This window comes from Algibacter sp. Ld11 (assembly GCF_045066735.1).
Taxonomy (GTDB): domain Bacteria; phylum Bacteroidota; class Bacteroidia; order Flavobacteriales; family Flavobacteriaceae; genus Algibacter.
The window spans coordinates 184638-197595 of sequence record NZ_JBISHH010000022.1; the positions used below are offsets into that span (position 1 = coordinate 184638).

Consider the following 12958-nt stretch of genomic DNA (forward strand, 5'->3'; position numbering starts at 1 on the left):
AATTAAAATTTAATTATTTCTTCGTTCACATTAGAGATAATGGGCACTATATAAAATGAATAGTTATACGTTCCTGGTGTAATTAAATACGCTTTATGTGGTTCTGCACTAGGCGACCAAGTATCATCTCCACCAACTCCTGTTTGTTTTAAATCTACATTTACAGTTAAAACATCTCTAGCTATTAACTCGTTTGTATGATTCGCTTCTTGTAAATTTTTAGTACTATAAGGCACAACGCTAAAACTTAATTTATCTTCACCTTTTACTAAAACTCCACTGTCTTTTAAATTTTCCAATTTAAACCAGCTAGTTTCAGTATGATTTCCAAATTCTTCAGGATATACATATTCATAACTCATGGTTTTTACATTTCCTGAATACAAACCTATATGCGAACCATAATTTCTATCAACATAATTTGGATGTGGACCTTTACCTAAATACGTTAGCTTTCCATATGTGTCTGCAACATCAAACTGCATTCCAACTCTTGGTGCATTTGGAGCATCTTTTGCTATTTCTACCTTATAATCTACTTTTACTTCTCCACTTCCTAAAATGGTATACACTAAATTTACCTTTGTACTTGGGTTTGAAATTTCACCAGCAACATTAACAACAACTTTCCCGTTTTCTTCAGCATTTACAGAAACATTTGTTGCTTTAAAATTATCTCCAGCATTCATCCAATCAAGTTCATTTTGTTTTTTTAAGGCCCTTCTATATGCTTTATCATTTTCAGTTTCGGCTCTCCAGAAATTCAGTTTTAAAGGTGAAGAAACTACGTTAATTCCTTTGGATTTGTATGACGTTACATAACCTGAATTTTTATTAACCTTTAATACAACAGTTTTGTTTTTTACGATAACTTCTTTTGTGTTTTCAATTACCGTTAAACTTGAGTTACTTTTTAAATTTGCCGCTTTTTTTACTGAATAATTTAATTTAAATTGTTCTTCAAAAACTATATAGCCCTTATTTTCCCAAAGCTCATTTTCTTTTAGTTTTCCTTGAATATTTATAAAGTATTCTGCCTCGGCTTTTAATTTAGGTTTTTTAAACGTTATTTTTAACGTACTCGTTTCAAAAGGTTTTGTGTTTAATGGTAATATATTTCCTTGTTGAATAATTTTTCCGTTTTCAGTAATATTCCAATACAAATTGTACCTAGATAAATCTGCAGCGTGATGACGATTCAAAATCTCAAATTCACCATTTAATGCATTTACTGCTGAAATTACAACTGGCTGATTTACTTTTTTACATTCATACGTTGCTGGTTTTGGCGTTCTATCTGATGCTATAACTCCGTTAATACAAAATGTTCCATCGTTTGGAGTATCTCCAAAATCTCCACCATATGCTAAATATTCTTTTCCGTTCTTGTCTTTTTTCAATATTCCTTGATCAATCCAATCCCAAATATAACCACCTAAAGCTCTGTCGTTTTTATAAATAACATCCCAATATTTTTTCATATTCCCTGTTGAATTCCCCATTGAATGTGCGTACTCACACATTACAACTGGTCTATTATCAATCGCACTTGTATCGTCTATTAAATCTTGTAATTCCCAAGGTTGAGGATACATTCTACTCAACATATCTACCCAAAACGGATCCGTTGGATTTCCGTGATCTTGCGTATAAAACTTTTGTTTGTAATCTGGATGTGTTGGTACTCCTTGCGCACCTTCATAATGCACATATCTTGTAGGGTCAAAAACTTTAATCCACGTTGCCATTGCCGCGTGATTTGGTCCCATTCCAGACTCGTTTCCTAAACTCCACATAACAATACTTGGGTGATTTTTATCGCGCTCAACCATTCTAACTGCACGCTCTAAATAGGTGTTACTCCATTCTGAAACATTAGACAATTGCCCACGAACACCGTGCGACTCTAAATTTGCTTCATCCATTACATAAATTCCATATGTATCACATAAATCGTAGAAATAAGGATCGTTTGGATAATGAGAAGTTCTAACTGCGTTAAAATTAAATTGTTTCATTAATTTAACGTCTTCTTCCATATCTGCTCTTGATAGTGATTTACCGTTAGTCATATGATGATCGTGACGATTCACACCAATCATTTTAACTGGGTTTCCATTTACTAAAAAGCGACCTCTATCATCAATTTTAACTTCTCTAAAACCAACTTTTGTACTTGAAAACTGCACTGGATTTCCTTTATCATCTTTCACTTCAAGTAAAAGTGTGTATAAATAAGGATCGTCTGAAGACCATTGTTTTGGAGTTTTTACTTCAGTTTCAATCATTCCGAAATAGACATTGTCTCTTTGAGGATATATTTCACCAAAATACTTACCTAATTTCATTATATTTTTTTCACCGACAACGCTTCCATTAGCATCAACAAGTTTAGATGTTAATGTCCAATTATCTACTGTAGTTTTTAAAGGTGCTGTTCCAAAATGCCCCACTTTTTCAACATACTTATTCGCAATATTTGCAATAAATTCTGGTCTAATTTGAAGTTTTGCATTCTCATAATTATCATCAAAATCTGTTCTTACAAAAAAGTTAGACAATCTAACTTTAGGAACTGCCTTTAAGTACACTTCTCTTTCAATACCACTTAATCTCCAATGGTCTTGCGCTTCTAAATAACTACCATCGCTCCATCGGTATACTTTTACAGCAACTTTGTTTTCTCCGTTAACTAAATGTTTTGTAATATCAAACTCCGCAGGTAAGCGCGTATCCTCGCTATAACCAACAAATTTACCATTAACCCAAACGTAATAGGCTGAAGAAACTCCTCCAAAATGAAGAATTACATCTTTATCACTCCAAGAAGCATCAACTTCAAAAGATTTAATATAATGTCCAACTGGATTATCGTGATGATTTATATTAGGGAAATCGCTAAAAAACGGATAGGTAGCATTTGTATAAATTGGTGTTCCATATCCTCTCATTTCCCAATTTGAAGGAACATCTATAGTGTCCCAACCTGAAGTGTCAAAACTAGCTTCTTGAAGCGTTTTAGAGGCCTCAGCTGGTTTTGCTACCCAATTAAATTTCCAATCGCCATTTAGTGATTTGTAAAATTTTGAAGCTTCCCTTTCTCCTGATATAGCCTGAGCTTCATTTTCAAAATTATAAAAAGTAGCCGTAGCTGGTAGCCTGTTAATTTGATTGACATTAGGATTTTCCCAATCGTTTTTTTGTTGGGCTGTTGCAGCAATTGTTAAACATGTTAAGAGGAGAGAAAAAATAAATTTCATAATTTTTTAATTTGTAGTTATTTTAATGACTCCTTTTTCTCCTCTTGAGCCATAAAAAGAGGTTTCACTTGTGGATTTTATGTTTCTATAGAAAAAAGATGATTTTTTTCAGAATAAGATTTTTAATGCATACAAATGTGAAACTTTTGTATTATAAACCTTAAAACAAATGGACGTTTATATAAAACATATGTTTTGTTTAAAGAAAAATTTTATAAACTGGTATAATAAAATAATTGATAAAAAAAATAAATCTTTATAAACTAAATGCTTACTGTATTATAGATTATAAAATAACGATTTGTTATTGATTTAAAACCATAATTGTCTCTTAAGGAATAGTTTTTAAAGTAGTTTTATATCTCTTTATTAGATAAATAACACCGTAATTAAACTACTAAAAATGAATTTTAAAAAATTATTATTTTTATTGCTATTAAATGGCTTATTACTTACATCATGTAAAAAGGAAGTTGAAGTTGTAAATGAAACGCAACAACATCAGGCCTTTCCATTTAAACTACCAGAAACAAAACCTAACATGCCTTTAAGTAAAGCATTAGAAAGAAATTATGATGCTTACATGGGCCCAACACCACAAGATAACGAACTATATTCGCAGTTTAAATATACCGAGTTAAAAGGGTTTGATTATAACAATCATGACGGTACAATTTCCAGAAGAGATCCTTCAAAAGTGATTTTTTATAAAGGTAAATATTACGTATGGTACACATATAGGAATACAAAAACAGCTCCATTAGGATTAAAAAATGCAGCTAAGGCTACAGATGAAATTCCTTCTGCAGATTGGGATTTATCTGAAATTTGGTACGCCACTTCAGAAGATGGATTTACGTGGGAAGAGCAAGGTGTTGCTGTGCCAAGACCACCAAAACCTAATGTTGGGTGGCGTTCTGTAACAACTACTGATATTTTAGAATGGAAAGGAAAATATTATTTATACTACCAAGGCTTTATGGAAGTAAGTGGGTTGCGAGGAGATGATTGTCCGGTAGCTGTTTCTTATGCTGATTCACCTGATGGACCATGGACGCCTTACAATAAAATTGTAATTCCTAATGGAGGTGAAGGAGATTGGGATCAGTTTTCAATCCATGATCCATATCCTCTAGTTTATAAAGGGAAAATTTATTTATACTATAAGTCTGATTTTAACGGGCAACCAAACTTAATAAGAATGCAAGGTTTAGCAACAGCTGATAATCCTCTAGGACCTTTTACAAAGCATCCTTTAAACCCAATAATGAATTCTGGTCATGAAACCACCATGTTTCCATTTAAAAACGGAATAGCTGCTTTAGTTATTCGTGATGGAAATGAACACAATACCATACAATTTGCAGAAGATGGTGTCAATTTTGAAATAGCTGCAATTAGTAACTTGTTACCAAATGCAGGTGGACCATTTATTCCAGATGCTTTTACAGACACAAAAGATGGTAGAGGTATTACTTGGGGAATTTCACACTTTACAGCAGTAAATGGATGGACAACGAACCATGCTGTATTAGCACGTTTTGATTGTGATTTAAGTCAGGATGTGAATGACTCTGAAATGAAGAGAAATCATATTTATTATGGACCTGAACATTATTATAAACAAGGTTTAAGTAAAACACAAAAAGAAAGAATAGCTGCTGAAAATAAAAAGTTAAATAAATAAACTTTAAACCAAACAAATGAGAACGATTAAATTATCCTCTTTTCTCTTATTCACTCTTGTGTTTTGTATTGTAAATAACATTAATAGTCAGAGTAAAGAAACTTATAAAGAAGACTGGAAATCTATTGAAAAAGTAAATCCCGCACCAGGTTGGTTTAAAGATGCTAAACTGGGTATTTATGCACATTGGGGACCGGTTTCTTCTGCATTTGAAGGGAGTGACCCTGATACTTGGTATGCCGGTTGGCATGGCATGAAAATGTATGAAGATGGTAAAAAGGTTAAAACCAAAAACGGAAAGCCTTCCAACAATTATATTCACCATAAAAAAAAGTATGGAAATCCTAAAAAGTACGGATACAATTATATTATAGAGCAGTTTGATGCTTCTGGTTTCAATGCTAAAGAATGGGCTGATTTGTTCGCGAAGTCAGGAGCAAAATTTGCAGGTCCTGTGGCTATGCATCATGATAATTTTGCTATGTGGGACAGTAAAACAACGCGATGGAATTCCATGAATTATGGAGGGATTGATCCATCCGCAGCTCTTAAAAAAGAAATTGAAGCTAAAGGTATGAAGTTTATGGGGTCTTTTCATCATGCTTTTACTTGGAAATATTTTGCACCTGCACATGCACATGGTGGAATTGATCCAAAGGATTACGATTTATATACAAACCCACATACATTAGATTCAGATGTGCCAGATGCACAATTTTATGAAGATTGGTGGGCTAAATTAAAAGAATTTATTGATGTCTATCAACCAGATTTAATTTGGTTTGATTGGTGGCTTGAGAATATGACTGAAGAGTCTCGTTTAGAATTCTTATCATATTACTACAATAAGGGTTTAGAATGGAACAAAGAGGTGGCTGTATGTTATAAAGAAGCAACATTTACAGAAGCAACTGCAATAAAAGATTACGAACGTGGTCGTCCAAATCAACCTAAGGAAAATATTTGGTTAACCGATACGTCTCCTGGTGCTTGGTTTTATCGACCTGGAGCAGTGTTTAAAACACCTAATGAGCTAATTGATGTTTTAATTGATATTGTAGCAAAAAATGGTGTGATGTTATTGAATGTTCCACCAAATCCTGATGGCTCAATACCAAAAGTTATGGCCGATTTGTTAATTGATATGGGGGCATGGTTAGAGGTTAATGGTGATGCTATTTATGGTACTAGACCTTGGACAATTTTTGGTGAAGGCCCAACGCGATTACCAGAGGGCGGACATAAAGTTGAAGAAAAAATAAAGATAGAATATAAGAATACAGATATCAGATTTACTAAAAAATCAGATAAAGAATTCTTTGCTATTGTAATGGATACACCAGAAAATGAGATTATTATTAAATCTTTAAGTACACAACTCGGGGTTTTAAATTCTAAAATATTAAAGATTGAACTTCTAGGAAGTAAAGAGGACACGAAATGGGAGAGAAATGAAAGAGGACTTGTTATTCAAACACCGCAAACATTTCCAACTGATTATGCTCATGCTTATAGAATAGTTTTAGAAGGGTACACTGAAAATAATATTGGTGGAGGAGTTGATGCACATGTAGATTAAAATAATCGCAATCAAAACAATTATTGGACAAAGGCAATTAATAACAACCTGCTATTCACAAGAAAAAAATCAAAAACCACCTAATGTCTTTTTTTAATTTTAGCTGATGATCAAGGCATGGGTGATTTGGGTTTTAACGGAACCTCGCGGCTTAAAACACCAAATATTGATTCGTTTTATAAAATGTCAGTTGGCTTTACGGACTTTGATGTAAGTCCACTTAGAAGACCAATACGTGGCGCGATTATGACAGGGTGATTATGCTATTGAAGTTGGTGAAGAAAAATACTTCGTGTATTGATGTATAATTTAAATCCATCAATTCATTTTATATATGTGATTCAAACTAATTTATAAAGACTTAATAAATGTAAATCATGAATTCAAAAAAGAACTTGGTCAATGTGCTCATAATATTTGTTGTGGTATTGGTTAATACATCTATATATTCTCAAAATCCAGATAATACATTTCTCAATATTAAATCATTTGGAGCGAAGGGTGATGGTAAAACGGATGATACTCCGGCACTTTTAAAAGCTATGGAAGCGGCAACCCAAACTGAAGGAACAGTATATTTTCCACATGGAAATTATTTAATTCATCCCGTTAAAGTGCCAAGCCACATTACATTGTTAGGTTATTCAGCTTGGGCTTATGCAAATAAAGATAAAGCCGATAAAGATTATATTGGAAAAACCATTTTAACGGCAAATTCTGGTAATGGTCGTGCCTTACTGGATTTGGATAATAATCGTGGTATACGAATTATAGGATTAACGCTAGATGGGAAGAAACTGGGAAAACGTATGCATGGTATTTATGCACGACATTCGGGCTGTGAACAAAATAATAACATAGAAGATTGTAGGATACAGCATTTTAGTGGTTCAGGTATTCGTTTAGAACGCTCATGGGTTTTTGGAGTTCGTCGTTGCTTACTAATGTTCAATCAAGAACATGGTGTGGATGTAACTGGAGGTTATGATGGTTGGATGATTGATAATCAGTTTACGGCTAATGGAGGCTTTGGGCTTTTTGCAAGAGGCGAACCGCATCCGGATAAAACGGACGAAGAAATAAAGGATTTGAAGTTTTTTGGAGGGGCATCAGTCATGGTAACGGCTAACCGTATTGAGTGGAATAAAAAAGGAGGTATTTATTTAAACAAATCTAACTCAATGCAAATTACGGGATGTGCTGTTGATCATAATTTTGGTCCCGGTATAAAAATCACCAACGGAACCGCTCATACTATTTCTGGTAATTTATTTAGAAGTAACGGTGTAGACTCTCAAGATGATGCTTGTTCACAGATTTGGTTGGAGAATGTAAATGGTGTATCTGTAACAGGCAATAGTATTTGGGGTTGGTACAATCGTAAAGAGCATAAGTTTGAATTTCCTTATCCGTTTTATGGGATTATTGCCAAAAATCTTAAGGGTAGTGTGATTTCAAGTAATGCTATGTATCACAGTTCGAGTAAAGAAGGTGTTAGTGATCGTGGTGGAAACGAATCGTCTATTATTAAGGATAATGCTTATGTGAAGCCGAAAATTGAAAAGATTGAAGGTGGTGGATTTCGTTTAGTGAACTAGAAATAAATAGCATTTTTGCGTATTGGAACTTTAGTTTTTTTTGAAGTACTAATGATGGCAGATACACCCTTGTTAGGGATTGTATCGTAAAGACCACAGCTCGACGAAAGAGGTGCGAGGACTTGGAATGGAAATCCCGACCCAAAGGGGAAGGACCAAACAATTCTTAATTGAACTCATGCTAATTTAAATTTAAAATATGTTGGTAAAAAAATTGTTGGCAGTAGTATTGATTTTTTTAATTGGGATGTGCGTTTAGCGCACAGTCTAGACCACCTGAACTTCTAATGGGTAAATGTTGGGTTATGAATCCTGATTTTTCAGATGAATTTAATGGTACGGAATTAGATAAATCGAAATGGCTAGACCATCATCCAACTTCGAAAGGTAGACCGCGAGGTTTATTTATGCCATCACAGGTATCGATAAGCGATGGTTTTCTTCATGTTATAGGTGAAAAAATGGAGAAAGATACTGTGGTTGGCAATGTTACTTTTAGTAAAAAAAGCTGGTGCTGTGGTATCAAAAAAATAGCTCAATTTGGTTGTTTTACTTCTATTCTTAAGGCGCCATATCCTCCCATAGATAATCCTGAAATAAATAAATAAATAAATAAATAAATAAATAAATAAATAAATCAGATTCTTTACTCTCGTTATCAATATTTTCAATAACATCTTCAACAATCCAACTCTCAAAATTTTTATTATTATGCGGTAAATACGCAGAGCATTTAGGCTTCCCTTCTTTTGGAAGCCTACATCTTCACTTTTAAAGTTTATAAAGAAACATGTGATTAAATAAATGAGGTTTGATAGAATATACAATTTTGCTATACCAGCAACATGGTTGTAATATATATCTTTTAAAAATTAAATACACAAGAAAACACATTCGTTACACAATTTTAAACATATGTTCAATCAACCAAGTTAGTCTTCAATTAATTTTGTTCAAGTTAAATATCATAAGGGAATAATATGTTTAACGATTACAGAATCTGTCTATAATTTATTACTACAATTAATGTTAATTTCCAATCTAAAATAATTAAACAATGATAAAAGTTAAATTCATAATTAAAATTTTAATAATAGTTTGTACGGTTTCCTTTTACGGATGTAGCGGAGGTGACGGTGGAGGTGACGATGATGGTGGTAAAGCTCCTGAAAAGGCTACTCTTGTTTTTCCATTAAATAATTCTGAATGTAATGAAGGGGATATTATCTCTGAGACACAAACTAAAGTAACTTTTGAATGGAACGCTTCAGCGAATACAAATAAATATACAATAGTGCTAAAAAATCTTGTTGATAATACGACTAGAAATATTAATACTACTAATACAAGTCAGTCAGAAAATCTCTTAAGAGGAGTTCCTTACTCGTGGAGCGTTATCTCTAAATCCAATTCAAATACCACTACAGCAACAAGTGATACTTGGAAATTTTACAATGCAGGATTGGGTGTTGAGAACTATGCCCCATTCCCTGCTGAACTTGTAGCTCCTAACATGGGAGGATTAACCAGTACCACTACTACTTTAGAATGGAATGGTAGTGACATCGATAATGATATTGAGAGTTACGATGTGTACTTAGGTACCAGTAATTCACCTACTACTTTGCTAGAATCAATATCAAGTACAAGTAGTAGCGCAAGTGGGCTAACGGCAAATACTGTTTACTATTGGAAAGTGGTTACTACAGACACACATGGAAACAACTCTGAATCTCCTGTTTTCGAGTTTAGAACGCAATAATACTATTATGAAGCGGATAGCAATCATTTCAATTATACGATTTAAGTTCAGAATAATTTGAAATTAATAATATGGCTTCAAAAACACCCAGAAAAGCTAAAAAAAGCATATGCTATGAAATTATCTAAAAAAATCATTTTACTACCATTTTTACTATTAGTCTTAAACTCTTTCGCTACAGATATATATGTATCGAAAGAAGGAGACGATTCAAATGATGGCACTATAGAAAATCCTTATCTAACAATTACAAAGGCAGCCGAAGTAGCAGTTGCAGGTGATACTGTATATATAAGAGAAGGAACTTACGAAGAAACCCTAGCGCCTTTAAATTCTGGTACAGCAGGTAGTCCAATAATATTTCAATCTTATCCAGGAGAACGCGTAATAATAACTGCAATGGAAGCTTTATCTGGTTGGACCCAAGATAGTGGTGCCATATATAAAATAACCGTGCCTTTCGCTTCTTTGGGCCAAGAAAACTTTGTTATGTATAATGAAACTGCTTTAGATTTAGCAAGGTGGCCAAATAAAACTGAAGAAGACCCATTTGCTCTTGGCTCTATTAGAAATACTGGCGGTAGCAGTTCTGATGTAAGTACAGGGGCTTTTTTAACAGAAACCTCTATACCAGGTATTGATTGGACCGGAGGTGCGGTATGGTTTTACGGTGATAAGTCTGGTTCTGGTTGGATTGCTTGGAAATCACAAATTACAAGTAGTTCTGCAGGAAGAGTGAATTTTGACTTAAATAAAGACCCAGAATGGATTCGTACTTTTCATGCGCCGGCAGATCTTGGTGATTTTTATTTAGAAGGTGTAAAAGGAGCTTTAGATTATCAAAATGAATGGTATTATAATTCAGCTACTCAAGAGCTTTTCGTGCAATTACCAGGTGGAGCAGCCCCTGCAGATGGTTCGGTTAAAATGAGAAGAAGAAAAGAAACTATTAATTTAAAAAACAAAAAATATATTGAAGTTAGAAATTTAGCTGTTTTTGGTGGTGGTATAAATTTAGAAGATTCTACTACATGGCAAACAAATAGCAATACCACTAATAATGTTTTATATGGTATTTCTTCATTTTACGGTTCATATACTCAGGGTATTACAACTAGCTTTAGTGCTGGAGCTGCTGCAATTAAACTACAAGGTTCTAATAACACCATAGAAAAATGTGAAATCGCTTTTGGATCCGCAACAGGAATTAATGCGAGAGGAGAAAATCATATGATAAAAGACAATTTAATTCATGATTTTAACACCTTAGGATCTTACGATGCTCCTGTGGTTTTAAGGGGGATGAACAACTCTAAATTCATTAATAATACGGTTAGAAAAGGAGGTCGAGACGCTATAAACTTTAGTGGAAAAAATAATGAGCTGGCATACAATGATGTCTCCAGAAGTAACTTAATAGCAGACGATTGTGGTCTTTTTTACACTGTTGGAAGGCAGGAAAATACAGAGATCCATCATAACTGGTTTCACGATGCAGAGTCTAGAGGAAGTCTAAAAAAAGCAGCAGGAATTTACCTAGATAATGATGCAGCTAGTTTTAAAGTTCACCATAACGTGGTTTGGAATACCGAATGGTCTAATATTCAGATAAACTGGAATGGAACAGACATAGAAATATATAATAATACGTTATGGAATGGTGAAAGAGAAATGGGAGCGTGGCATAAAGAGGGTACATCTTTTACCAATGTTAAAGTTTGGAATAACCTAGGTAGTAAAGGGGAGTGGGAACCACAATCTGATAAACAGAATAATCTAGTTGTTGATGCTAGTGTATTTGTGGATGAAGCTAACGGTAATTTTAATCTAAAAACAGGTTCAAGTCCTATTAATCAAGGAAAAGAAATCTCTAACATTACAGATGGATTTTTTGGTAATGCTCCTGATGTTGGTGCATACGAAAATGGTGGAGATAATTGGGTTGCAGGAATAACTTGGGAACCACTTTATGGACCAGCCTTATTAGGATGCTACGGTTTACCTGGAGAAGAATGTGTTAATTTACCAGCAGATGATCAAGATTTAGATGGTGTAGCTGATGACTTTGACTTATGCCCAGATACTCCAATTGGTACCTCTGTTAATGCTGATGGTTGTCCATTCTTTTCTTTAGCCGCAGATAATTTCTCCGTATTAAGTACTGGTGAAACATGCGCAAGTAGCAATAATGGTTCTGTATCAATTACTTCAAAAGAAACTGCTTATACTTTTATAGCAAAAATAGAAGAAGCAAGTACTGAAAAAACATTTACGTCAAATACTGTATTTGACAATTTACCTGCAGATAATTATACAATCTGTATTACAACTACAGCAGATGCAGACTATAAACAATGCTTTAATGTAACAATTACGGAACCTGAAGATTTATCTGTATTTTCTAAAGTAGATAACACAAAACAAAGTGTTACTCTTAATTTGCAGGGAAGTTCTTTATATAGAGTTGAGCTAAATGATGTGTTAACAATTACCGATCAAAGCAGTGTTACCCTTGATTTAAACTCTGGTGAAAATAATTTAAAAGTTACTACTAATAAAGATTGCCAAGGACAGTATAAGGAAAGTATTGTGGTTTATGATCAGGTAGTGATTAGTCCAACTTTAGTTGATAATAAATTTACTATTGCTTTTCCAAATACTCAAAAACAAGTAGTAAATTATCAAATCATATCTATTACTGGACAGGTGGTGTTTCAAAAAAATGTATTTAACCCTGGTGTAAAGTTAGATGTAGATGCTCAATCCCTTACTTCTGGTATGTACTTTGTAAATGTTACTGCAAATAATGTTAATTTCCAATCTAAAATAATTAAGCGATGATATAATTAAAATTTAAGGAATAGTTTGTGCTGTTTCCTTTTTTGGAGGTAGTGATGGAGGTGATGATAATGGTAATACTCCAGAAAAGACTTCTCTAGTTTTTTGCATTATCGTATAAACTTTTTAAGTTTTAAAATCTCAGGTTAAATTTTAATCTGAGATTTTTTATTTATCAAATTTAAATTTTACACATTTATGAAACTAGAAGATTTATTGCACGAAGACTTTTTA

7 protein-coding genes are annotated in these 12958 nt (G+C 33.4%); 6 read left to right on the forward strand and 1 reads right to left on the reverse strand.

The window, feature by feature from the left end; translation table 11 throughout:
- Positions 1-2: 2 nt before the first annotated feature.
- The gene (locus ACJJV4_RS08920; protein WP_405293557.1) at positions 3-3260 is read right to left on the reverse strand and encodes a glycoside hydrolase family 2 TIM barrel-domain containing protein; all 3258 of its coding nucleotides are present in this window, start codon (positions 3258-3260) and stop codon (positions 3-5) included.
- A gap of 403 nt (positions 3261-3663) precedes the next feature.
- Here ACJJV4_RS08920 and ACJJV4_RS08925 point away from each other — a divergent pair, with 403 nt between their 5' ends.
- The 6 genes from ACJJV4_RS08925 to ACJJV4_RS08950 all read left to right on the forward strand — a co-directional run bounded on the left by ACJJV4_RS08925 (position 3664) and on the right by ACJJV4_RS08950 (position 12727).
- On the forward strand, positions 3664-4947 hold the full coding sequence (locus tag ACJJV4_RS08925) for a glycoside hydrolase family 117 protein (RefSeq protein ID WP_405293559.1): 1284 nt from the start codon (positions 3664-3666) through the stop codon (positions 4945-4947).
- Positions 4948-4963: 16 nt separating this feature from the next.
- The gene (locus ACJJV4_RS08930) at positions 4964-6526 is read left to right on the forward strand and encodes an alpha-L-fucosidase (protein ID WP_405293561.1); all 1563 of its coding nucleotides are present in this window, start codon (positions 4964-4966) and stop codon (positions 6524-6526) included.
- Between the two features lie 377 nt (positions 6527-6903).
- Complete coding sequence (locus tag ACJJV4_RS08935; RefSeq protein ID WP_405293563.1) at positions 6904-8124, forward strand: right-handed parallel beta-helix repeat-containing protein; 1221 nt, start codon at positions 6904-6906, stop codon at positions 8122-8124.
- A gap of 305 nt (positions 8125-8429) precedes the next feature.
- Complete coding sequence (locus ACJJV4_RS08940; protein ID WP_405293565.1) at positions 8430-8732, forward strand: hypothetical protein; 303 nt, start codon at positions 8430-8432, stop codon at positions 8730-8732.
- 449 nt (positions 8733-9181) lie between these two features.
- Positions 9182-9886 carry a fibronectin type III domain-containing protein gene (locus ACJJV4_RS08945; protein WP_405293567.1) on the forward strand — a complete coding sequence of 235 codons (705 nt, stop codon included), beginning with the start codon at positions 9182-9184 and terminating at the stop codon, positions 9884-9886.
- Positions 9887-10000: 114 nt separating this feature from the next.
- Entirely contained in the window at positions 10001-12727 is a 2727-nt protein-coding gene (locus ACJJV4_RS08950) for a right-handed parallel beta-helix repeat-containing protein (RefSeq protein ID WP_405293569.1), read from the forward strand.
- Positions 12728-12958 lie beyond the last annotated feature (231 nt).

What these genes read in the sequence shown, in the direction of transcription:
- ACJJV4_RS08925 (WP_405293559.1), top strand. Translation starts at nt 3,664, where the DNA reads ATGAATTTTAAAAAATTATTATTTTTATTGCTATTAAATGGCTTATTA.
- ACJJV4_RS08950 (WP_405293569.1), top strand. Translation starts at nt 10,001, where the DNA reads ATGAAATTATCTAAAAAAATCATTTTACTACCATTTTTACTATTAGTC.
- ACJJV4_RS08940 (WP_405293565.1), top strand. Translation starts at nt 8,430, where the DNA reads ATGAATCCTGATTTTTCAGATGAATTTAATGGTACGGAATTAGATAAA.
- ACJJV4_RS08930 (WP_405293561.1), top strand. Translation starts at nt 4,964, where the DNA reads ATGAGAACGATTAAATTATCCTCTTTTCTCTTATTCACTCTTGTGTTT.
- ACJJV4_RS08920 (WP_405293557.1), bottom strand. Translation starts at nt 3,260, where the DNA reads ATGAAATTTATTTTTTCTCTCCTCTTAACATGTTTAACAATTGCTGCA.
- ACJJV4_RS08945 (WP_405293567.1), top strand. Translation starts at nt 9,182, where the DNA reads ATGATAAAAGTTAAATTCATAATTAAAATTTTAATAATAGTTTGTACG.
- ACJJV4_RS08935 (WP_405293563.1), top strand. Translation starts at nt 6,904, where the DNA reads ATGAATTCAAAAAAGAACTTGGTCAATGTGCTCATAATATTTGTTGTG.